This window comes from Halobacillus litoralis (assembly GCF_020171725.1).
Classification (GTDB): Bacteria; Bacillota; Bacilli; order Bacillales; family Halobacillaceae; genus Halobacillus; species Halobacillus litoralis_F.
Genome location: NZ_JAIVAJ010000005.1, coordinates 390,438 through 411,674 on the forward strand (window position 1 = coordinate 390,438; position 21,237 = coordinate 411,674).

Below are 21,237 nucleotides of genomic sequence, written 5' to 3' on the forward strand. Positions count from 1 at the left end.
CGCTAGACCTCCAATCGTTCTATGATGGTCGCATTCGCCATCCCTAAGCCCTCACATACGGCTTGAAGACCGTAACGACTCCCCGTTCTCTCCAGCTCATGAAGAAGCGTTGTCATCAACTTTGCCCCGGTGGCTCCTAGAGGGTGTCCAAGCGCGATCGCTCCACCGTTCACGTTGAGCCTGGCATGATCGACGCCTGTTTCTTTCATCCAAAATAACGGGACAGGGGCAAACGCTTCGTTGACCTCGAATAAGTCGATATCCTCAAGACTCAGTCCAGCTTTTTGTAAAGCTTTATACGTTGCTGGTACAGGCCCTGTAAGCATGAGTGTCGGATCCGAACCGACCACAGCTCTTGCAATAATCCGGGCTCGAGGTTTCAACCCAAGCGCGTCAGCTTTCGAGCGCGACATTAATAGAAGGGCAGAAGCACCGTCACTCATTTGACTGGCATTACCTGCTGTAATCTTGCCGTTTTCTTTGAAGGGCGGTTTTAACTGGGCCAATCCCTCCATTGAGGTTCCAGGACGGGGCCCTTCATCCACTTCCATAAATTTGCCCGGCTCCACTTCAACAGGCATGATTTCCTTCTCGAATCGCCCTTCTTCCATGGCTCTCAGCGCGCGATTGTGACTCTCTACAGCATATCGATCCAAATCTTCCTTTGCTAAGCTCCACTTGTCCGCAATTCTCTCAGCTGATAATCCTTGATGAATCATTTCATGTTGGCCCGTCAATTTTTCACTATCCACAGCATCCTGTCGATTTGAAAACATCGGGACTCTCGTCATGCTTTCCACACCCCCAGCCATGACGATATCCATGTCTCCACAGGCAATCGCCTGCGCGGCAAAATGGACGGCTTGCTGACTCGATCCGCACTGGCGGTCAATGGTCACACCCGGCACCTCAATCGGCAGTCCGGCTATTAAGGCGGCCGTGCGTGCCACGTCGCCTGATTGTTCGCCGGACTGCGTGACACACCCAGCAATGACATCGTCTACTGTGGAAGGTTCCACACCACTACGGTTCAATAACTCCCTTAATACGTGCGCAAACAATTCATCAGGGCGAATCCCCCCGAGCCTTCCTTTTCTTTTCCCGACAGGCGTCCGTACAGCTTCAATAATGACAACCTCTTCCATCGTCCTACCTCCTACGTGAGTCCAAGTTTTTTGGCAATAATCGATTTCATGATTTCGTTTGATCCTGCGTAAATGGCGGTAACCGGGGCATCTCTGAACCGCCTCGCCATTTCGTACTCTTCCATATATCCATATCCACCGTGCAGCTGCATGCACTCCATGGCGACCTTCTTCACGAGATCGGTCGTCCACCATTTCGACATCGACACCTCTTTCACGACGTCCTCTCCGTCCATGTGCGCTTGGATCGTCCGGTCAAGAAAAGCGCGCCCCACTTCGATTTCAGTCGCGAGTTCCGCGAGTTTGAACTGTGTATTTTGAAAAGAAGCGATCGACTGACCGAATGCCTGCCGTTCCTTTACGTAAGCAATCGTCAGCTCCAACATACGCTCACATGACGCAATGGCACCGATTCCGACGATGAGCCGTTCCTGTTGAAGCTGATTCATCAGATAATAAAAGCCCTGCCCTTCTTCTCCAATCAGGTGACCCACCGGCACTTTTGCGTCTTCGAAAATCAGCTCTGCCGTATCCTGGCTGTGTAGCCCGACCTTCTCTAACTTCCTGCCTCTTGAAAAACCCGGCGTGTCCTTTTCTACCAGCAGCAAGCTGATCCCTTTATGCGCGGGCTGTGCTTTCGGATTCGTCTTACACACGACAACTACAGCATCTGCATGTACCCCATTTGTAATAAAGGTCTTCTCACCGTTCAAAATATAGGAGTCCCCTTCTTTACGAGCCGACGTCCGAATGGCTGAAAGGTCAGAACCCGCTCCAGGCTCGGTCATGGCGACAGCGGTGATCCACTCTCCAGTCGTACATTTCGGAAGCCACTTTTTCCGTTGCTCTTCCGTGCCATACTCCGCCAGGTACGGAACGACAATATCATTGTGAAGACCAATTCCGATTGTGCCGGTTCCCACCTTTTCCAGCTCTTCATTCAGCACGACCGAATATCCGAAATCGGCTCCAACCCCTCCGTATTCCTCCTCCAACCAAGGACACAAATAACCCTGGTCTCCGAGCTTCTTCCAAAAAGATCTTGGAATTTCCCCCTTCTCCTCCCACTCTTTAAAATGTGGGTAAGCTTCCTTCTCGAGAAACTTCTTCAACGACTTCCGCAGTATTTCATGCTCTTCGGTTATGTAGGATGCTCTCATCACAACCTCCTAATATTTGATATTTTTGAAACGATAATAATAGTATTCTCGGTTCATCAACTGAATCCTGCCAAAATTGAGCAAACGCTTACATTTTACCAGTTCTCAAAAAGCGCACAAAAAAAGAGCCAGGTCCTCCTGGCTCTTTATCACTAATTAAAAAACTCCGTATTAAGATTCCAGTACTTTGTGGATGACTTGAGCGACACCGTCTTCTTTGTTTGTGCCCGTCACATAATCCGCTTCCTCTTTGATCAGGTCCTGTGCATTGCCCATGGCTACACCGAATCCCGCTTCACGGATCATTGCTAAATCATTCACGCTGTCCCCGACAGCCATAATGTCATCCATCGATAGGTCCAACCACCTGCATACTTTTTTCAAGGCAGCTGCTTTATTGACACCGACAGGGTTCACCTCAATGTTCGTAGGGCTGGAGTTCGTCACTTCAAGGTGCTCGTTCTCATTCAGCTCCTGAAGGATGACGTCTCTTACATCCTGGTCTTCAATATCGAAACCGAACTTCAGCCAATCGTAGTCTTCTACTTCATCCTCGAATGGATCGACCTCATTGAATAACCCTTGAACCGTTGAAGACCAGAAGTAAAGTCCGTGTTCTTTCTTCAACTCCCATAGTCGTTTGACGTGTTCGTGGGCCAATTGGTTCTGTTCGACAAGGTTAAACTCGTGGTCGTAAATTTCTCCACCGTTAATGGTTACGATATAAGAAGAGCGACCGAGCGATTCTGCAATATCACGGCAGCGTGATAAAGAACGACCCGTGCTCAACACAACATGAATGCCTGCTTCTTTCGCCTTTTTCACAGCCTCTTCATTGGCTTTTGATACTTCTCCCTCATGGCTGACGAGTGTTCCGTCCAAATCGAGGGCTATCAATTTAATCTCTTTTTCCATTCTCCTCACGTCCTCTCATCTACTTTCTCTATTTTAATACATATCGTTCAAAGTTAAAATGATTTGGCACCTGAGGCAAATGGAATTTCAGTGGAAAAGGATGATTGATTGGATACCATTAAGGGTATGGTAAAATCGAAACCATTCTGAAGGAGGATCTACATGTTCCATTATACGGTTGAAACAGACAAAAACTTGGACGAGGCAGTACAGAGCCTGGAATCAAGCTTGCAGGAAGAGAAATTCGGCATGCTTTGGAACTTTGACTTGAGAGGAAAGCTTAATGAAAAAGGATTGGAATTTGAAAAAGATTTTAGAATCCTTGAAGTATGTAATCCGAAAGAAGCCCAGCGCGTTCTTACAGAAAATACTCTGGCTGGATACTTCCTCCCCTGCAAAATCGTCGTTTATGAAGAAGGAACGAAAACAAAGATCGGCATGCCTAAGCCGACTGCGCTCATCTCTATGGTTGAAGACGATACGATGACAGCCATCGCACAAGATATCGAAAAACGCCTCATTTCCTGTATGGAAAACAGCCGATAAAGTCAGGCACCTGCCTGGCTTTTCCTAATGTTGAATAGGCGGGAAGCTGTCTATGATCCTTCCTTTGATTGTAACGGAGATCTGCCCTTGATCGGTAATGGCTGCATAGAAGACCTGCTGAGTATCATGCACACCTAAATGGTGCAGAGACTGCCTCAGCCACTCTTCGGTATGATTCAGCTCTACTAAAGCCTTTGACTCGATCACGCCATCAAGGATCACAGGGACTTCATAACCCCCACCCCTATATTGGACGCCTTCATCCATGCGCGTCACAGGCTCTTGGCCCGCGTTTTTCTTTACGGATAACATCCCATTTGCTTCAACAATGGCAAGTTCGACATCCGATACTAGAAATGCCCCCTTCTCCCTCATCATTCCTAATATATTATCGATCGAATAGTTGATATTCGAAATGTTCTTCTCGATAAGCTCTCCTTGATAGATCACGACTGTCGGTTCAAACGTCAACAGTTTACCTGCCTTCCTGTTTTTCAACTTGATCCAGATGATGATCTTCTGCAGGAAAACAATCATCAACATGGCGACGACTGTATGAACATGATCGATATCTGGGTCGGCGATATCCGCTCCGACAACTGAGCCCAGCACAAGTAAAACAAGCAAGTCGAATACAGGCAGCTCCCCGATTGAACGTTTTCCCATATATAATGTCAGCACTAATAACAGTGGTAGAATGGTGACAATGCGTCCAAGAACCTTCAACATATCCTCGGCTATTTCCATGTTCGTGCCTCCTTTTATCTCCATCCTTTCCTTAAACGCGTGTACGTATAACTCTCACAGCAGCCTTTAGCACGGGATGATAATCAATCAATCTTAGGTGTTGACATTATACCTACAGGGGTATATGATAATACATGTGCTGATCACAGCAACCAAAAAAACACCACTTCACCAAAGGGAGGTCTAACGATGGAATACAATGATGCAATGAAAAATCGTGTGAAGCGACTCGAGGGACAGCTTCGTGGGGTTCTGAAGATGATGGAAGAAGGAAAAGACTGCAAAGACGTCATTACGCAGCTTTCCGCATCCAGAAGCGCGATTGATCGAACAATGGGTCTTATCGTAAGCTCCAACCTTGTGGAGTGCATACGAGAAGCAGATGAAGAGGAAAGCACAGAAGAATCCATTAATGAAGCTGTGCAACTATTAGTGAAAAGCAGATAAAAAATTTTATGTTTATAAATACCCTAACACGTATATGTATATTCAATGAGGAGGAACAAACATGTCGGAAACAAAGAAAACCAATATCATTCTGTTCAGTGGAGATTACGATAAAGCGATGGCTGCTTATATCATCGCAAACGGAGCAGCTGCTTACGATCACGAGGTGACCATCTTCCACACATTCTGGGGGTTGAACGCCCTCCGTAAAGATGAACCAATCAAAGCAGACAAGAACTTCCTTGAAAAGATGTTCGGCAAGATGATGCCGCGAGGTGCTGATAAGATGGGCATTTCTAAAATGAACTATGCAGGCTTCGGTCCAAAAATGATTAAAAATGTAATGAAAAAGCACAACGCTATGCCACTTCCTGATCTCATTGATATGGCACAGGAACAAGACGTGAATCTGGTGGCCTGCACGATGACGATGGACTTACTCGGCTTGCAAAAAGCGGAACTGCTCGATGAAATCGAGTATGCTGGTGTCGCTGCCTACCTCGGTGATGCCGAAGACGGTAATGTAAACCTATTTATCTAAGGAGGAACTTTAACAATGAAAACAATCCAACCGAAAGAAGTCGAACAAAAGCTGAATCAAGGCGAGAACTTGAACATCATCGACGTACGTGAAGATGATGAAGTAGCAGAAGGAATGATTCCTGGCGCCAAGCACATTAAGCTCGGTACCATCGATGAACGCGCAGGTGAACTTGATTCATCCAAGTCATATATTATGGTTTGTCGTTCAGGCGGCAGAAGTGGAAAAGCCACTCAAATCCTGGAACAAAAAGGCCTTGATGTGACAAACATGGAAGGCGGAATGATGAGCTGGGAAGGTCCAACGAAGTAATCGTATCACCAAATGAATACCCATAGGGGTTATAGGAGGATGACAAATGGACATTAAAACGGATTTTTCTCTAGATGCTAAGGGACTTGCATGCCCGATGCCGATCGTAAGAACGAAGAAAACGATGAAGGACATTGAAGCGGGTCAAGTACTTGAAGTGCTTGCAACAGATCAAGGCTCAAAAGCCGACCTCGCCGCCTGGGCGAAGAGTGCGGGGCACCAGTTCCTCGGTACTATCGAAGAAGGTGACGTACTGAAGCATTATGTTCGTAAATCAAGTGATGAAGACTCGCAGGAAAAGAAACACCCAAATGTCGTAAGCAATGATGACCTGAAAGAAGCTCTTAACCACGAAGACACACTAGTCTTAGACGTACGTGAATCTGCTGAGTACGCCTTTGAACACATTCCTGGTGCCACATCGATTCCACTTGGTGAACTCGATGAACGCGCAGGGGAAGTAGACGAAAACAAACAAGTCTATGTTGTCTGCCGGACAGGGAACCGCAGTGACATGGCTGCACAGAAATTAACGGAAAAAGGGTTCAAAACGGTCTATAACGTCGTTCCTGGAATGAGCGAATGGTCGTTTGATACCACTTCCAATCAGTAAATTTTTTTCGACAAAAATATACCTAAGGGGGTAAAAGGAATTGACTATTAAAGAAATGACTGTTAAAGAAGTAGCGAAGAAAGTACTGAATAAAGAAAACTTGTTCATTCTTGATGTGCGCACGGAAGACGCATTCCAAGACTGGAAGATTGAAAGCGACAGCTTCGACTATATGAACGTACCCTATTTCGATCTACTGGATGGTGTAGAAGAAATCATCGATGATTTACCAAAGGATAAGGATGTACTGGTCGTTTGTGCTAAAGGCGGTTCTTCCCAGATGGTAGGAGAAATGCTTGAAGAAGAAGGACTTCCCAACATCTATTCACTCGAAGGCGGTATGAAAGCTTGGAGCGAACACCTGGAGCCGGTCAAAGTGAGCGACTTGAAAGACGGGGGAGAGCTTTACCAGTTTGTTCGTATCGGGAAAGGATGCCTTTCCTACATGGTCGTGTCAAACGGCGAAGCAGCTGTCATTGATGCAACACGCATGACCGATATCTATATCGACTTCGCCAAACAGCTGGGTGTCGAGATCAAGCACATCTTTGACACACACTTACACGCTGACCACATTTCCGGAGGTCGTGCACTAGCCGAGCAAACAGGAGGCACGTATTGGCTTCCACCGAAAGACGCAGCAGACGTCACGTTCGATTATGCAAAACTGGAAGACGGAGAGCATGTCACGATTGGAAGCACCCAAATCGATATCAATGCACTCTATTCTCCCGGTCACACAATCGGATCGACATCCTTTGTTGTGGATGACCAGTATTTAATGACGGGTGACATCCTGTTCATCGATTCAATCGGCCGCCCTGACCTCGCCGGCAAAGCAGAAGACTGGGTCATGGACCTTCGTGAAACGCTTTATACACGCTATCAGGAGCTTTCTGATGACCTTATCGTGCTTCCTGCTCACTTCATGATCATGGATGAGTTGAACGAAGACGGTACTGTAGCAGAGAAGCTGGGGGTTCTTTTCGAGAAGAACCACGGGTTGAACATTGATGACCAAGACGAATTCAGAAAAATGGTGACAGAGAACCTGCCACCACAACCAAACGCTTATCAAGAAATCCGCGAAACGAACATGGGTAAAATCAACCCAGAAGATGAAAAGCAGCGAGAAATGGAAATCGGACCAAACCGCTGTGCTGTACGTTAAGTAGCAGCTTAAGAATCGCTCGTAAAAAAAGAAGAATACAACAACAACCATTATGGAGGTATTGACAATGAACGTATCAAAAGTATTAGACGCAAAAGGATTAGCCTGCCCAATGCCCATCGTAAAAACAAAGAAAGCCATGAAAGAAGTGGAATCTGGTGAAGTACTTGAAATCCAAGCAACAGATGCAGGTGCTAAAAGTGACCTTACTGCCTGGGCAAAATCAGGCGGCCATGAACTTCTAGATCACCAAGAAGAGAACGGCGTATTCAAGTTCTGGATCAAAAAAGGCTGAATCGATATCGAAGAGACGTCCTGATGGTCCCTGACCTATCACGTCCGTCTCTGTAATCAACAAAAAGGGAACCCTGCACGGTTCCCTTTTTTCAAGGAGGTTATCAACATGGAGTTCGGATTAATCATCACAATCTTTCTCATTGGCTTTGCAGGTTCTTACCTTTCCGGAATGCTCGGTATAGGTGGATCCATTATCAAGTATCCTATGCTTTTATATATACCCCCTATGGTAGGGTTTACGGCTTTTACAGCTCACGAAGTATCAGGCATCAGCGCCGTTCAAGTATTCTTTGCTACGATTGGGGGCGTTTGGGCGTACCGGAAAGGCGGTTACCTGAATAAACCGCTTATTTTATATATGGGTGTCAGCATTCTAATCGGGAGCTTCATCGGTGGGTATGGCTCACGTTTCATGAGTGAAGGCGGCATTAACTTTGTGTACGGTCTCTTGGCACTGATCGCAACCGTCATGATGTTTATCCCGAAAAAAGGATTAGACGACCAAGACATGGATAGTATTACCTTTAATAAAGGACTGGCAGCCTCACTTGCTCTGATTGTCGGGATTGGAGCCGGAATCGTCGGGGCAGCGGGTGCCTTCCTACTCGTTCCGATTATGCTGGTCGTATTGAAGATTCCGACTCGAATGACCATCGCTTCTTCACTCGCGATTACACTCATTTCATCGATCGGAGCAACCATCGGTAAAGTGACAACAGGTCAAGTGGAGTACTTCCCGGCTGCCATCATGGTGGTTGCGAGCTTAATCGCTTCACCTCTCGGGGCGATGGCTGGCAAGAAAGTGAATACGAAGGTTCTACAAACCGTTCTTGCCCTGCTTATTTTAGCCACAACCATCAAAGTATGGGCAGACTTCTTCTAATAATCGGGAATACCGTTTAAAAAACGCTCAGGAGCGCTCCTGAGCGTTTTTTATGGTTTTTGGTGGTAGGTTACTCCACTGATAAGAAAAGCTGCCCTCAGCGATCTGAGGGCAGCTTTTCTGTACTATTCTTCTTTTGTCGTTTCTTTTTCAATCATTTCGGTTTCATCCAAGTAGCGCAGCAGGTCTCCGTAGATGACATCATCAGACATTTGAAGCTCTTCCTGTGCTTTTTCAAATCCTTCTGAACATGCATCCGACTCTACTTTCTCACCTGTCTCGCGGTCGTAACAGACCCCTTGAATTCCAACGTATTCTTCACTAGCGAAGTCACCGTCACGAGTGATCATGAATTGACGACGGTCTTCATCAAGCAGGTCGCGTCCGAACTGGACAGGGTTTGGATCTTCAATTCCAAGTAAATTCGTGATGGTAGGACGAAGGTCAATTTGTCCACCTACCGTATGGTTCTTCTCAGCTTCAATGCCTTCACCGTAAATCAGCATCGGCACTCGCTGCAGCTGGAACTGTTCAAAATCGTTGATCTCTTTATCCAAGTACTGACCCATCGCCTTCTGGTGGTTCTCAGAAATACCGAAGTGGTCACCGTAGATTACGAGAATCGTATTGTCATAGAGTTCGGACTGCTTGAACTCCTCGATAAACTGCTTCAGCGCTTCGTCTTGGTAACGAATCGTCTGGAAGTAGCGGTTCAATGTTCCACTGTTTGTCTCTCCCTCTTCGATCAGCTTCTTGTCTTCAGGAAGATCGAATGGGTAGTGGTTCGTTAACGTGATGAGCTTCGAATAGAACGGTTTATCCATCTGCTTCATCTTTTCAAGGGAATCCGAGAAGAAGTATTCATCCAGGTATCCCCACCCGAAGGATTCTTCAGGTGTAATCGTGTAATCTTCTTTCGAGAAGAAATCGTCATACCCTAAAGATTCATACGTGACATTCCGGTTCCAGAACGTCTTATCGTTCGCGTGCATCACATTCGTGAAGTATCCATTGTCACTAAGCAGACCCGGCATTCCTTTGTACTCATTTTCAGAGTGCGTAAAGAATACAGCTCCGCGGTTCAAAGGATACATCGAGTTCGCTAGTAAGAACTCAGAGTCTGACGTACGTCCCTGTTTTACCTGGTGATAGAAGTTATCGAAGTAGATTCCTTCTTCTTTCAGGTCGTTGAAGTATGGAGTCAACTCTTCACCGTGCAATGTATTGTCTACAACAAACGTCTGTGTACTCTCAAGAGAGATGGCGATGACGTTCTTACCTTCTGCCACGCCTTCCAGACGATCGCTGTCCGGTGTTTTATTTTCATTCAGATAGTTGATGACTGGCACCAATTCGTTACTGTCTGCCAGTGTCTTCGTCATTTCCGTCTTACCTTGAAGTACAGCATCGTACACATGATAGTTAATCAGACCGATATACTTCACAAGCATATTGCGGTCGAATGTACGCTCAAGAAGATCTGTACGCTCTGTTTCAGCCCAAGCCAGATTCGCAAGGAATAATGGGATTGCAATTACAGCAAGAATGAATCCTTCACGGCGCTTAGGCATGAAGCGCGTCAATCGATCCGGCTTCAAATAGAATAAAAGGAATGCGGCAATCAATACATCAACGAATAGGAAAACATCCGTTGGAGAAAGTATGGTTGTAATACTGCCACCGAGATCAGCCAGGTTCGCTACCTGGTTCAGCATCGGGATCGTAATGAAGTCATTGTACTCTCTATAGAAGAGAATGTTGACATATAACAAGATAGAACCAAGAATGTAGGACACGAACATCCCTTTACGTCCAGCGAGTAAAATCCCTAATCCGAAGATCAGAAGAATACTGCTGAGCGGGTTGAAGGCCAAGATAAAGGCTTCATTCGTATTCTCTACTTTCAGTGAAAAGATATTGGACTGTATATAGGACATCTTCATCCAGAAGATGCCGATGACAACGGCATAGATCGCTAATTTAGAAAATGTGTTCTTGTTCATATATTTTTTGAATGTAAACATTGTAAAACCTCCGTAAATTTACATTACCCAATTCTAACGCATACGAAGACATTTTTGTACAAAAAAACTATAGTTTAAATAATCTGACACAATTGTTACTGTTTTATCAATGGTTTGTAACATTAAAATCCATCCATAGCACTATCGCAGCCATTTTTTTCTAGTCTATACAGCTTATTGAAGGAATTCCCATTAGTCCATATAGAAGTCACCTTATAAAAGAAAGCAATAGCTGACAAAATAAGCTATTGCTTTCTTTCATATTCTTTTTGGTAGTGACGTTTCAAATGAAATTGGTGAACCAAACGTATCGTGGGTCGAATCAGCATCTGGAAACTGCCTACGACAAATAACGTCACGCCCCACGTCTTCAGGTGTTCAAAGTAAAACAACACACTTCCGATTAAGAACCAGATTCCTAATAGAAAGTCATTGATGGTGTACAGGATCTCATAGCTCTTTTTGAAAAAGACCCCGTGATGCCCCATTTTGATTTCGACATATTGGTCCTTGGAATGGGTTTTGGCATCCGCTTGTTCCGCCATCCAACCACCTCCATATGATTGGATTACCCCGATCCACGACTCTTTATGTACATTCGTCAGAAAAGGAACGTCAAAACCAGAAGAGACCTCACTTTTTGCCGAATTCTTCATAAAGAACCGTTCATCGGGCATAACTACCCTAAAGGAGGTGGTAGATATGCCAGCCTATCTATGTCCAAGCTGCAAAACAAACCGCTCGCGTTTCAATATCATTGAACAGCATCCTAAAGCTGTGAAAATGGATCCGAGAAGCGGTGATGTCGTTCAGGAATACGGACCTGGAGAGCAGGACGCCTTTCACGCCGCCTATCAAGGACCGGCCCTTCGAGTTCAATGTGGAGCCTGCGGTCTCGTCGAGGACGAGAAAACATTCGCAGCCTTCGCCGAACACAACCAATTGAATTGAAAAGAAGCCCTTTGTCACAAAAGGGCCTTTTTCATTGATTCATCCTGGAGAGGAAATCACCCAGCGGATCATCATCTTCGTCGTCATCCTCAATGGACGCTTCCTGCTCGGTCTGAAGATCCTCTTGCAGGGAATCGAGACTCATATCATCCAAATCCTCGTCATCGATCTTAAACTCGTACTCCTCCACCTGATCTTCTACTACCGATAGGGGAGGGGGTTCTTCCGTCGCGGCCTCTTCCTGCAGGTACAGGGCTTCATCAATGTCTGTCGAACGACTGTTAAGCGAAGCGAGCAGTGTAGTGGCACGTACGGGATCCATTAACAATTGGTATAAGATACTACCAATCAGAGCTTCGGAATGTTCATGTTTAATCCAATTCCGTTGTTCTTTAGAGAGGGATTTCGGGAGGGGGACAGTTATCGTCTCTTTCTCTCTCGACAACGATTGATTCACCCCTTCCAAAACAAAATGGGCAATCTTACTTGAAAAATTCCGCCTCTCTGTCTCTTTCAAATGAGTAAGCTGCTTCAGCAAATGGTCTGGTGTGTCGGATGGCAGCCGAAATGTAATCGACTGCCCTCTTTCCACACGCTTTCTAGAGTGACTCATAGGTGATCACCTTACTTCGAGGAAGCGGCTTTCTGTTTTTCTTTCTTCGATTGGACCTCAGTTTTGCGTATGAAGTCCGCTACTAATTTATAATAAGCATTCGCCATCATCCAAATGCTCTCATTCTCATCTTCAAAGAACTCTATGTTGTAACCATCCAGTTTATTATTCAGCGTTTTGATATAGTCCTTCAATACCGCTGAACCACCTCCGACAAAGTAGCAGATCTCAGACTGGGAGTTCTTCTGCCAGACATTTCTCAGGTAACGGTATTGCTTCTTCGCAAGCTCGAGAAGAATACGGTCTGTGATGTCATGGACGTTCGTACGGCTTCCACGAACCATGATATGATGTCGATCATTTTTACGTGTAATGATATCGACGACATCCCGGCGGCTGTCCAATTCCACACCATGCTTGGTCAAAATTTCATCACGGATCATCTCAAGTGACTCAGAAACTCCTAAGTTGAAGCCCTGCGCTTTATCATCATCTACATTTCGGTTGCGGATGACGGCGATATCCGTTGAGAGACCTCCGATATCCTGTATGAGGATCTGTTTGTCTATCAAATCCTTGTTGATCACATTCAAATCATTATCCATAACCAGGTTGACATATGCTGCAAACCCTTCTGGGTATACCTTCACTTCATCAAATTTCAGATTCACTTTAATGCCTTGGTATTTAGGCGTCACAAGAAATTCTACCTGGTGAACAGACCCTAATAGTTGTGAGCGGTAGCCTACGTCTTTTCCTTCTTTCACTTCCCGTAAAGGGAGACCTGTTCCAAGTGTGTAGCTCGACTCGATCACATTGCCTTTAGAAGGTGGTGTTTCTCTACCGGATACGGCATCCAAAGCGAGTGAAGCGAATAACATAATTAATGTCTGATCTTCTTCTGACTTGTAGCTTCCCGGATCCAGCTCCGTAGAGTTTGTCGTTTTTGTAGCCAGGTTTCCTACACGATAAATCGCGTTATTTTCACGCAGTGCCGGTGAGTGCACGCGAATGTGCAAATTATCAAGTGGATCCTTTTCATCTAATTCTTCAATTCCGATGACAGGTCGGTCCTCTAAGTCTCGTGCAATTACGTTCGGAATATATAGAGAAGACTCCAATTTACCGAAGTTCGCTTTAACGGCATCGTTCCCCACATCAACGGCAGCAATTCTTGATTTCGTCATCCATCAGCTCTCCTTTTAAGAAGTTACTATTTTTTCCCTCTTGCATATTTTCAATCTAATAAACTATTCATCAATAGTCAATGTGCCTTTCGGTGTACCCATTTTTGCTTACATGTGCACAAGTGCGCACACATGAAAACAAAGGCGTGTACATACTGATATGACAGCATGTACACGCCTTTGTACACAAGTACACGGAATTGAAAACACGTTGTATACAGATTGTTTACATGAATACACTTTTGTACACAACTACATAGTCCCGAATATTTATACATATTTCGTCACAAAACCATGCACTTAGTCTCCCCTCTTTTCTATTAGAAGCCGGGCTGAGTCGAACGATTTTTTATATTTTTTTCGAAAAAAAATAGAGTGATTGACTCACTCTATCAAAATGGGTAGAATTCACCTCTTCATCACGCTCTCGAATGAATTCAAATCCCTATATTCAAACAATCTATTTTCCACTGACGCAAGGGACATGCTGGTCGAAAGTGTCACAGGCGAGTGTATAGCCGACCACATGGAAGCCTTTCTTTCTTAGAAGTCTTGTGCTTAGGTTCTTCTCAACCTGATCACGCACAATCAGCACAATCTCTTGATCCGGTAAGTCTTGATAATGACGATTCAAATAGGATAAAGGAATGCAGTACGCTCCTTCTACACGGTCTCGACTGGATGTTTGGTAATCACGCGCATCCAGAAGGACGACATCCTCTGTCCATTCATCTATATCTAAGGGTTTGACCCCTAAAACAGGCATATAACGATACAGGAAGTAAGCCAAAGCTATGATTCCAAATCCAAGCGCAACAAAACCCATAAAGGAACCTTCCTTTCTATTTATTTTCTCCCCTCATGTTATACCTATAAGGGTATGTGCGTCAATGAGAATGCTCAAGAACGGAAACGTATTGGGATTACATTCTACCAATGCAGAATTTATATCGTTACATCATTCGAAACGTGAGGAGTTCTAAACGAAAGTGCCCCCCCTTTCAATAAATGCTTTTGAAACACTTCCAAGAAAAGAAATGCTGAACACTGAAAAAGGCTGTTGCTTTAAACCAACTTCGCTTTAGAGATCACTGTACCTTTGCAGCATCATATCATAATTCATCGCACCCCTGATAACAGATTGAACTCTCCCCTCCGCATCGATAAAAATGGAAGTAGGGACGGGAACGATCTGATATAATTCTGATATCGTAAGGTCTTCGTCCATTAAAATGGGGAACGTCAATTCAAAGTCTTTGACGAAATCTGACACATCACTTGGCTGACTCTCTGTATCAGTCATATTGACCGCGAGAACCGTAACGTCCTCATTGCGGTAGAACTTCTCCATATCCGGCATTTCCGCCCGACAAGGTGGGCACCACGTAGCCCAGAAATTCAGCATCACTTTTTCACCTCGGTAGTCAGTAAGGGACACGGTTTCGCCCGAGAGAGTCTGAACCGTAAAGTCAGGTGCTGTCTGCCCTTTAGATAGTCCTGTATCCGCTTGTTGTCGATTCTCAGCAGTGGATTCCAACTCGCCCGAAGATTCCGTATGGGTCCTTTCCACGACCATATCGTAGACAGCCCAGCCAAACATACCCGCTAAAACGACTCCGATGATCCATTTCTTCATCTCGATCTCCCCTTATTCTAATAGTAGACAGCGAACCGTAAGCTGCTCACATTCTCTTTTTAAGTTGATTCATTACAACGAAGACGATGCACAATCCGATATAGAAGGATGCATCAATCCGAATCCCCATAAAATCAGGCCCGTCAGAAAAAACACTCATTACAAATGCCGTGATGCAACTGACAAGCAGCGCATAGTAACCACCCACTACCCATGAACCTATGTAAAGGACAAACCATAAGGAAAGCTCGTAGAAAGGTGCTTCATTCAAGGCAATCGTAATCAAAAAATAATAGACAAACATCGTTCCTGAAAGCACCCTGAAAAGATCGACATGCATGTCTTCCTGCTCGACCTTCCCTCTTTTCATATCTATGACGTAATAAACGGCTGTCATTCCTACGGCTAAATAAAACTCCAGTGTACCACTAGGGTAAGCAAGTAGCGCCAATGGCCTGTCCAGCAATAAAGGAAAGTGCGTGACGAACTTAAATACGAACATCCAGACGAAAACGATGCTGAATAGAGAGAGGGTACGTTCAACGACTTTCTTCTTATACGCGTTCGATTGTTGAGACAGAATATAATAGAATAAAATCCCCACTAGTAAAGCGACCGCTCTTGCCATCATATACGGAGGAATCTGCATACTTTCACCTCCTCCTTTCTCATTTTGATCTTACAGTTCGTTTGTGAAAAAGCGAATGAAAGTTCAATCATAGAACAACCCCCTCAAATGGTATAAAAAAAGCTGACTCCTGGTGCGAGTCAGCTTTTTATCTATCTGATTTATGGTAGGAAACGACGAGGGTTTACAGAGTTCGAACGGCTTCCATTCCAAGATCCTTCGTGAATCTCGAAGTGCAAGTGTTGACCTGTTGAATCCCCTGTACTTCCCATATTCCCTAGGAAATCACCTTGTTGAACCGTTTGACCAGAGGATACAGCCGGTGTACTTCTCATGTGAGCATACACGGTTGTATAAGTTTGTCCGTTAATCTGGTGTGCGATGAACACAACGTTTCCGTAACTGGAGGAATAGTACGAGCGAATAACCGTTCCATCCGCAGATGCGTAGATTGGAATCGTACCGACTGCCGCTAAGTCAATACCAGAGTGGAGTCGTTTCGTTCCGTAAATCGGGTGCACACGGTAGCCGTATTCTGACGTTGCTGGCGCATTAGCAGGCCATGCAAACGTAGAGCTTCCAGCCGGTGGATTAGAGGAAGAACTTGAGCCGGAGTTCGAGCTTGAGTTCTGAGCTCGTTCACGTGCTCTGCGTTCTGCTTCACGACGCTCAGCTTCTTTGCGCTGACGCTCGATTTCCTGTTTCATCGCTTTTTCCTGTGCAGCGAGAGTTGCGTTCTCTTCTTCAATACTCATAACGTGGTTGTGAAGCTCTTCTTCTTCACGTTCGAGAGATTGCAGCAATTCGTCTTTCTCTTTCTTACTGCTGTCGAGCTGCGCCTTCAAGTCCTCAAGCTGAGCGAGCTTCTCTTCAAGAGATGCCAGTTCCTCTTCGACTTGTGCTTTTTTCGCTTCAACAGCTTCTTTGTCTGCTTTATGCTGTTCAAGAATCTCTCTATCCTGCTCAGCGATTGTATTCAGACTAATCACGCGCTCAAGGAAGTTACCGAAGCTTTCTGCTCCCATCAGCACGTCTATGTAATCGATGGCACCACCGTTTTGGTGCATCGACCTTACACGGTCTTTCAGCAGTTCGTCACGTTCAGCAATACGCTTTTCAAGCTCAGCGATTTCCTGCTTTAAACGTTCAATATTTTCTCTTGTTTCTTTAATTTCGGTTTCTTTTGTGCTGATTTTGTTGCGCGCTTCCATGATTTGTTTATCAAGACGCTCAATCTCAGCATTCACCTTTTCCTGGTGCTCTTGAACAGCTTCAATTTCTTCTTTCGTCTGTTCTTTCTTTTCCTGGTTGGAAGATTGTTTCTCCTGGTTCTTCTCAAGCTTCTCCTGCAACGTTTCCGCAACAGCAGGGTTGGCTAAAAAACCAGATAACGCAAGGCTGACAGTCAAGACGGCTATAAACAGCTTAAACTTCAATGTTTTTTTCCTCCCCAGATCAAAAGTTTTCCAGTCGTGTTGTCTCTATACTTTCAAGTATTTACGGATGGACGTAAAGCTTCCCCACAAACCAATGGTAATGCCCATAAGCAGAAGGATTCCGGACACTTCCAGAACGAATGGGTATACAGGAAGCAAATCGATAAACAGCGTCGGGAATCTTGTCTGGATTTCCGTGAATAGGAAGTTGTACCCCAGCACAACCAGAGCGATCGGTATGACGGCACCCAGAATCCCGATCAGTACCCCTTCGATAAGGAATGGCCAACGGATGAACCAGTTGGTCGCCCCTACCATTTTCATAATCTCAATCTCTCGTTTACGAGCGACAATCGTGATGCGGATGGTGTTTGCAATTAAGAACATAGCTGTAAACAGGAGTCCCGCGATGATCGCAAGTCCAACGTTACGTGCAATATCCATCACATTGAAAAGACGTTCAACCGTCTCTTTTGCATACTCTACTTTTTCCACCGTCTGTAAACCTTGGATGGTTTCAGCTACTTCAATGGTGTCTTCCGGTTCTTCGGTTTGGACAATGAAGACGTCATTCAGCGGGTTCTCTTCACGAAGAGACTCAAAAACCTCCCCTTCATTCCCCAAACTATTAATTAATTCATTCAAGCCTTCTTCTTTCGACTGAAATTCAACAGAAGATATTTGAGATATATCCTCGATTTCCTGTCTCAATTGTTCCTGTTCTTGTTCACTAGCGGTCAAATCAATAAATACCCGGACCTCAACATCTTCTTCGATTTGAGCCCCGATGAAATTTAAATTAAGTAAGATCGTCGCAAATACACCTACGAGGAGCAATGTCACAGTTACAGCAGAAATCGATGCAACAGACATCCATGAGTTTCTCGTTAAATTCTTAAAGCCTTCTTTACCATGACGACCGAACGTCTTAATCTTCATTTTTTAGGACACCTCTTGCTTTCGTCGATCGTGTATAGAAGATGACATCTGTCGACACGAAATGACGAAATTCGACATGATGACCCGCACATGTCCTGCGTGATTCATCAAACAATTCCGATCACTTCCTACTAAACTCACATTTTGTCAGTCTGAGATGTTCACCTTATGTATATATCTTGTCGTTTTACGCAGTACCCTCTCATTATAACAAATAAATTCGCTAATAAAAGACAAATAATTATTACATTTTTGTTTCATAAGTTTACAGATGAATCGACAATGCCCCGATACCCTTAACAGATGTAAAGGACAATCGAACTAAGTAAAAGCGCCCATTTATATACAGAATATAGAATTTAAGGTATTGGTAATGAAATGTAATTTTGTCAGATGGATTCTGCGGTTGTTAAGAAGAATGGGGGCAGCGAGGAGAAATTTAGAAGATCCTAAAAAAGGTTCCGATCACCAAGTTGAGTGATCGAAACCTTTTATCGGTTTATGGCGTTGTCTTTTTCCGTCCATGATTCAAGCGAACTTCATACCACGTCTTTTGTTGTTGTGTCCCTGTTTTCACAAGAGATGCCTGTGGATAATACAAGCGCAGCCATTCTGCTTCTTTTGAGGAGAGCCTGAGCTCTCTTTTGCACACACCATCACGAAACGATTCAATCAAGAACTGCTGGAACTTCTGCTCTTTCAAAATCAGCACTCCTTCTTGGGAGGAATTATTTCTGATATACCGTTTCTTTCACAACCGCATGGGCTACCACTTCCATCGGATCGATTAATGGCGTTTTCACATGGTAGGGCTTCAGAACAAGACCGATTTCAGTACAGCCGGAAATGATCACTTCCGCGCCATTCCTGACCAGCTCCTCTGATGCTTCCTGGAGCAGTCGGAGGGGTTCTCCATCGGTGTTCCCGCTCTTAATTCCCCTTTTACCATAGATGGCTTCCATCACTTTGTTCTTTTGTGTGTGGGTCGTCGGATAGACCATTTCCACATTATCCATGTATTTATCGAAGAGACCGGACTCAAGTGTCCCCGTCGTGGCTAAGACCCCGACTTTCTTCGTCTCCGGATAAACATTTCCGATATATTTCTTCGTCTCTAAGAAGGCATTCAACAGTGGGAACGATACCGCCTTTTGGACCTCTTCAATAAAATAATGAGCTGTCATACAAGGAATACACGCGACTTCAACGTCCAGTTTCTCCAGATTCTTTGCGGCATGGATCATTTCAGGAACCGGATCAGGACCGTTCCCTGAAATAGCTTCCGTCCGGTCCGGGATCTTCGCGTTACTGTCTATGATCACACGGAAGTGTTCCTGGTCTTTCGAAGCATTTGTTGCGCGAATGATTTTCAAATAACATTCTGCCGTCGCTTCAGGTCCCATCCCTCCGAGAATACCTATGATTTTGTCATTCATGTAATGCCTCCTTGCGATAGACCTGAACAGTTCTTAGATGTTAGGAAATGCCTGCCACTCTATGCTTCAGCGGCTTGAATAATTTTTCTTCATCCATTTCTGGTCTCGCTTTGTTTAATTGTTCGAGTGCGATTTTTGCTCCTGGGTCCATCCCTTGGCAGCCAGCTAACAGAACAACATCATCTGTCTGAACATCTGCTATTGCTTTCTCAATCGCTTCATCCAAATCCTTGTATAAACGAACTTCAATGCCTGCATCCTTCATGACTTCTTGGAAGACTTCCAGCTCTTCTTCCGTAACCCGGTCTTTCTCCGTTGCATGACGGTCACTCGTCGTTGCGATGACTTCTGTAAGGCCCAGTTCCGGTGCCCACTCGACGATCGCCTCTGCATTCTCCCGGTTCACCGTCACGCCACGACTGCCACGGATGGCATACACGAGCTTCAAATCGTTATAGTTCATCTTTTGCAGCGTGCTGAGCGTAACATTAATATTCCCGTAGTTAGCAAAGTGATCATCGAGAATCTTGAAGTCCTCTTCGAAAATCATTTCAAAACGTCGCTCTACGCCTCCGAATGCTTTTAACCCTTTTTGGATCGTTTCAAACGGGATTTCGTTCAGAAGACCAACAGCGATTGCTACCATGGAGTTATACACTGAATGGTAACCAGGTGTGGAAAGTTCGATGGAAAAGCTCATCGGCTCATACGTCGTCTCTCCAACGGTGAACGATTTGCGGATTTCCACATCAAACTTGGCACGGCCTGTCGATAGGTCTAAATTGCGGCAGACTAGATCCCCATCGCCAGTCTCTACACTGAACGTTAACAGTTGAGCTTTCGTTTCGTCCACTAGAGAAGCCGAATACTCATCATCCAAATTCAAGATGGCCCATGAGTCTTCTTTTGCTTCTCTGATCAAGCTTGCCTTACTGTTGAAATACTCTTCAAATGATCCATGTAAATCAATGTGTTCCCGACTGATGTTGTTCAACGTTACAATGTCAAAATCAACACTTCCGACACGCTTCAAATCAAGCGCAGAAGAGGAGACCTCCATCGTAACGTGCGAAACATCCTGATCCCTCATCTGAGCGAAGTAATGGTGCAGATCAAGTGATTCCGGCGTTGTCAGTTTCGTCGGCTCAGAGTAATCCCCGAACTTCACGACAACTGTCCCGATGAGCCCTGTCTTCAATCCGTGCTCTTCCAGAATGGCATCGGTCATGAAAGAAGTGGAGGTCTTCCCATTCGTAGCCGTAATTCCAACTGTCTTCATCGATTGCGATGGATGGTTATAAAAAGCGTCGCTGAGCGCAGCCAATGCTTGCCTGCTGTCCTCCACGCGATACTGGGGCACATCCCAGCCTTCTTGATAATCTTCGACAATAATGGCGGACGCTCCGTTAGATACAGCTTCTAATATATACGTATGCCCATCGGTTTTAAAACCTTTGATGCACACAAAAATCTGCCCAGGTTCTACATTTCTTGAATTGTATGCGAGACCTGTAATGTCCACATCCTTCTCATTCCATGCCTCTACGATGTTTATGGATTGCAGCAACTCGTTCAACTTCGCCATACTATCTACCTTCCCTGCTCAAAAT

Annotated in this window: 25 protein-coding genes; 9 read left to right on the forward strand and 16 right to left on the reverse strand. The window is 45.0% G+C overall.

Translation table 11 applies throughout. From position 1 onward, the window contains the following. Positions 1–2: 2 nt before the first annotated feature. From LCM20_RS11755 to LCM20_RS11765, 3 genes are all read right to left on the reverse strand, one after another. A complete protein-coding gene (locus LCM20_RS11755) occupies positions 3–1,145 on the reverse strand; it encodes a thiolase family protein (RefSeq protein WP_225195650.1) in 1,143 nt (380 codons plus the stop codon). A gap of 11 nt (positions 1,146–1,156) precedes the next feature. Next, positions 1,157–2,305 carry an acyl-CoA dehydrogenase family protein gene (locus LCM20_RS11760; protein ID WP_225195651.1) on the reverse strand — a complete coding sequence of 383 codons (1,149 nt, stop codon included), beginning with the start codon at positions 2,303–2,305 and terminating at the stop codon, positions 1,157–1,159. Between the two features lie 171 nt (positions 2,306–2,476). Then, positions 2,477–3,220 carry a Cof-type HAD-IIB family hydrolase gene (locus LCM20_RS11765; protein ID WP_225195652.1) on the reverse strand — a complete coding sequence of 248 codons (744 nt, stop codon included), beginning with the start codon at positions 3,218–3,220 and terminating at the stop codon, positions 2,477–2,479. 162 nt (positions 3,221–3,382) lie between these two features. Here LCM20_RS11765 and LCM20_RS11770 point away from each other — a divergent pair, with 162 nt between their 5' ends. Then, positions 3,383–3,766, forward strand: coding sequence for a DUF302 domain-containing protein (locus LCM20_RS11770; RefSeq protein ID WP_225195653.1), 384 nt, complete (start codon positions 3,383–3,385; stop codon positions 3,764–3,766). A gap of 24 nt (positions 3,767–3,790) precedes the next feature. Here the strand turns inward: LCM20_RS11770 and LCM20_RS11775 are convergent, their stop codons facing one another. Next, positions 3,791–4,513, reverse strand: a complete 723-nt coding sequence (locus LCM20_RS11775; protein ID WP_225195654.1) for a DUF421 domain-containing protein — start codon at positions 4,511–4,513, stop codon at positions 3,791–3,793. Between the two features lie 189 nt (positions 4,514–4,702). On the opposite strand from LCM20_RS11775, the gene LCM20_RS11780 reads away from it, so the two are divergent. The 7 genes from LCM20_RS11780 to LCM20_RS11810 all read left to right on the forward strand — a co-directional run bounded on the left by LCM20_RS11780 (position 4,703) and on the right by LCM20_RS11810 (position 8,777). After that, complete coding sequence (locus LCM20_RS11780) at positions 4,703–4,960, forward strand: metal-sensitive transcriptional regulator (RefSeq protein WP_225195655.1); 258 nt, start codon at positions 4,703–4,705, stop codon at positions 4,958–4,960. Between the two features lie 61 nt (positions 4,961–5,021). Next, positions 5,022–5,501 (forward strand): DsrE/DsrF/DrsH-like family protein, encoded by a 480-nt coding sequence (locus tag LCM20_RS11785; protein WP_225195656.1) that lies wholly within the window; start codon positions 5,022–5,024, stop codon positions 5,499–5,501. 15 nt (positions 5,502–5,516) lie between these two features. Continuing rightward, on the forward strand, positions 5,517–5,813 hold the full coding sequence (locus LCM20_RS11790) for a rhodanese-like domain-containing protein (protein WP_225195657.1): 297 nt from the start codon (positions 5,517–5,519) through the stop codon (positions 5,811–5,813). A 46-nt stretch (positions 5,814–5,859) separates the two neighbouring features. Then, positions 5,860–6,426 (forward strand): sulfurtransferase TusA family protein, encoded by a 567-nt coding sequence (locus tag LCM20_RS11795; RefSeq protein WP_225195658.1) that lies wholly within the window; start codon positions 5,860–5,862, stop codon positions 6,424–6,426. 40 nt (positions 6,427–6,466) lie between these two features. Next, positions 6,467–7,597, forward strand: a complete 1,131-nt coding sequence (locus LCM20_RS11800; protein WP_225195659.1) for an MBL fold metallo-hydrolase — start codon at positions 6,467–6,469, stop codon at positions 7,595–7,597. A 67-nt stretch (positions 7,598–7,664) separates the two neighbouring features. Then, entirely contained in the window at positions 7,665–7,892 is a 228-nt protein-coding gene (locus tag LCM20_RS11805; RefSeq protein WP_225195660.1) for a sulfurtransferase TusA family protein, read from the forward strand. Positions 7,893–8,000: 108 nt separating this feature from the next. Next, positions 8,001–8,777, forward strand: a complete 777-nt coding sequence (locus LCM20_RS11810; RefSeq protein WP_225195661.1) for a sulfite exporter TauE/SafE family protein — start codon at positions 8,001–8,003, stop codon at positions 8,775–8,777. Positions 8,778–8,902: 125 nt separating this feature from the next. On the opposite strand, the gene LCM20_RS11815 is transcribed toward LCM20_RS11810, so the two are convergent. Beyond that, positions 8,903–10,801, reverse strand: coding sequence for an LTA synthase family protein (locus LCM20_RS11815; RefSeq protein WP_225195662.1), 1,899 nt, complete (start codon positions 10,799–10,801; stop codon positions 8,903–8,905). 245 nt (positions 10,802–11,046) lie between these two features. Further along, positions 11,047–11,346, reverse strand: a complete 300-nt coding sequence (locus tag LCM20_RS11820) for a YrhK family protein (protein WP_225195663.1) — start codon at positions 11,344–11,346, stop codon at positions 11,047–11,049. A gap of 157 nt (positions 11,347–11,503) precedes the next feature. Between LCM20_RS11820 and LCM20_RS11825 the strand changes: the two genes are divergently transcribed. Further along, entirely contained in the window at positions 11,504–11,752 is a 249-nt protein-coding gene (locus LCM20_RS11825; protein ID WP_225195664.1) for a DNA alkylation repair protein, read from the forward strand. 31 nt (positions 11,753–11,783) lie between these two features. On the opposite strand, the gene LCM20_RS11830 is transcribed toward LCM20_RS11825, so the two are convergent. From LCM20_RS11830 to LCM20_RS11875, 10 genes are all read right to left on the reverse strand, one after another. Further along, positions 11,784–12,365: a hypothetical protein gene (locus tag LCM20_RS11830; RefSeq protein ID WP_225195665.1), complete on the reverse strand. Its 582-nt coding sequence runs from the start codon at positions 12,363–12,365 to the stop codon at positions 11,784–11,786. An 11-nt stretch (positions 12,366–12,376) separates the two neighbouring features. Continuing rightward, positions 12,377–13,552 (reverse strand): ParM/StbA family protein, encoded by a 1,176-nt coding sequence (locus tag LCM20_RS11835; RefSeq protein WP_225195666.1) that lies wholly within the window; start codon positions 13,550–13,552, stop codon positions 12,377–12,379. Positions 13,553–14,012: 460 nt separating this feature from the next. Next, entirely contained in the window at positions 14,013–14,378 is a 366-nt protein-coding gene (locus tag LCM20_RS11840; RefSeq protein WP_225195667.1) for a rhodanese-like domain-containing protein, read from the reverse strand. 255 nt (positions 14,379–14,633) lie between these two features. Further along, entirely contained in the window at positions 14,634–15,188 is a 555-nt protein-coding gene (locus LCM20_RS11845; protein WP_225195668.1) for a redoxin domain-containing protein, read from the reverse strand. 46 nt (positions 15,189–15,234) lie between these two features. Beyond that, complete coding sequence (locus LCM20_RS11850; protein ID WP_225195669.1) at positions 15,235–15,837, reverse strand: hypothetical protein; 603 nt, start codon at positions 15,835–15,837, stop codon at positions 15,235–15,237. A 140-nt stretch (positions 15,838–15,977) separates the two neighbouring features. Beyond that, positions 15,978–17,252, reverse strand: coding sequence for a murein hydrolase activator EnvC family protein (locus LCM20_RS11855; protein ID WP_225195670.1), 1,275 nt, complete (start codon positions 17,250–17,252; stop codon positions 15,978–15,980). A 45-nt stretch (positions 17,253–17,297) separates the two neighbouring features. Beyond that, complete coding sequence (gene ftsX, locus LCM20_RS11860; protein WP_225195671.1) at positions 17,298–18,191, reverse strand: permease-like cell division protein FtsX; 894 nt, start codon at positions 18,189–18,191, stop codon at positions 17,298–17,300. Between the two features lie 499 nt (positions 18,192–18,690). Beyond that, positions 18,691–18,894, reverse strand: a complete 204-nt coding sequence (locus tag LCM20_RS11865; protein ID WP_225195672.1) for a hypothetical protein — start codon at positions 18,892–18,894, stop codon at positions 18,691–18,693. A 25-nt stretch (positions 18,895–18,919) separates the two neighbouring features. Further along, positions 18,920–19,627 (reverse strand): aspartate/glutamate racemase family protein, encoded by a 708-nt coding sequence (locus tag LCM20_RS11870; RefSeq protein WP_225195673.1) that lies wholly within the window; start codon positions 19,625–19,627, stop codon positions 18,920–18,922. Between the two features lie 40 nt (positions 19,628–19,667). Beyond that, positions 19,668–21,212: a Mur ligase family protein gene (locus LCM20_RS11875; RefSeq protein WP_225195674.1), complete on the reverse strand. Its 1,545-nt coding sequence runs from the start codon at positions 21,210–21,212 to the stop codon at positions 19,668–19,670. Positions 21,213–21,237: the final 25 nt, after the last annotated feature.

Bases quoted from the DNA above. Each gene is read 5' to 3' on its own strand.
- LCM20_RS11755 (WP_225195650.1), bottom strand. From the start codon at position 1,145: ATGGAAGAGGTTGTCATTATTGAAGCTGTACGGACGCCTGTCGGGAAA.
- LCM20_RS11760 (WP_225195651.1), bottom strand. From the start codon at position 2,305: ATGAGAGCATCCTACATAACCGAAGAGCATGAAATACTGCGGAAGTCG.
- LCM20_RS11765 (WP_225195652.1), bottom strand. From the start codon at position 3,220: ATGGAAAAAGAGATTAAATTGATAGCCCTCGATTTGGACGGAACACTC.
- LCM20_RS11770 (WP_225195653.1), top strand. From the start codon at position 3,383: ATGTTCCATTATACGGTTGAAACAGACAAAAACTTGGACGAGGCAGTA.
- LCM20_RS11775 (WP_225195654.1), bottom strand. From the start codon at position 4,513: ATGGAAATAGCCGAGGATATGTTGAAGGTTCTTGGACGCATTGTCACC.
- LCM20_RS11780 (WP_225195655.1), top strand. From the start codon at position 4,703: ATGGAATACAATGATGCAATGAAAAATCGTGTGAAGCGACTCGAGGGA.
- LCM20_RS11785 (WP_225195656.1), top strand. From the start codon at position 5,022: ATGTCGGAAACAAAGAAAACCAATATCATTCTGTTCAGTGGAGATTAC.
- LCM20_RS11790 (WP_225195657.1), top strand. From the start codon at position 5,517: ATGAAAACAATCCAACCGAAAGAAGTCGAACAAAAGCTGAATCAAGGC.
- LCM20_RS11795 (WP_225195658.1), top strand. From the start codon at position 5,860: ATGGACATTAAAACGGATTTTTCTCTAGATGCTAAGGGACTTGCATGC.
- LCM20_RS11805 (WP_225195660.1), top strand. From the start codon at position 7,665: ATGAACGTATCAAAAGTATTAGACGCAAAAGGATTAGCCTGCCCAATG.
- LCM20_RS11810 (WP_225195661.1), top strand. From the start codon at position 8,001: ATGGAGTTCGGATTAATCATCACAATCTTTCTCATTGGCTTTGCAGGT.
- LCM20_RS11815 (WP_225195662.1), bottom strand. From the start codon at position 10,801: ATGTTTACATTCAAAAAATATATGAACAAGAACACATTTTCTAAATTA.
- LCM20_RS11820 (WP_225195663.1), bottom strand. From the start codon at position 11,346: ATGGCGGAACAAGCGGATGCCAAAACCCATTCCAAGGACCAATATGTC.
- LCM20_RS11825 (WP_225195664.1), top strand. From the start codon at position 11,504: ATGCCAGCCTATCTATGTCCAAGCTGCAAAACAAACCGCTCGCGTTTC.
- LCM20_RS11830 (WP_225195665.1), bottom strand. From the start codon at position 12,365: ATGAGTCACTCTAGAAAGCGTGTGGAAAGAGGGCAGTCGATTACATTT.
- LCM20_RS11835 (WP_225195666.1), bottom strand. From the start codon at position 13,552: ATGACGAAATCAAGAATTGCTGCCGTTGATGTGGGGAACGATGCCGTT.
- LCM20_RS11840 (WP_225195667.1), bottom strand. From the start codon at position 14,378: ATGGGTTTTGTTGCGCTTGGATTTGGAATCATAGCTTTGGCTTACTTC.
- LCM20_RS11845 (WP_225195668.1), bottom strand. From the start codon at position 15,188: ATGAAGAAATGGATCATCGGAGTCGTTTTAGCGGGTATGTTTGGCTGG.
- LCM20_RS11850 (WP_225195669.1), bottom strand. From the start codon at position 15,837: ATGCAGATTCCTCCGTATATGATGGCAAGAGCGGTCGCTTTACTAGTG.
- ftsX (WP_225195671.1), bottom strand. From the start codon at position 18,191: ATGAAGATTAAGACGTTCGGTCGTCATGGTAAAGAAGGCTTTAAGAAT.
- LCM20_RS11870 (WP_225195673.1), bottom strand. From the start codon at position 19,627: ATGAATGACAAAATCATAGGTATTCTCGGAGGGATGGGACCTGAAGCG.
- LCM20_RS11875 (WP_225195674.1), bottom strand. From the start codon at position 21,212: ATGGCGAAGTTGAACGAGTTGCTGCAATCCATAAACATCGTAGAGGCA.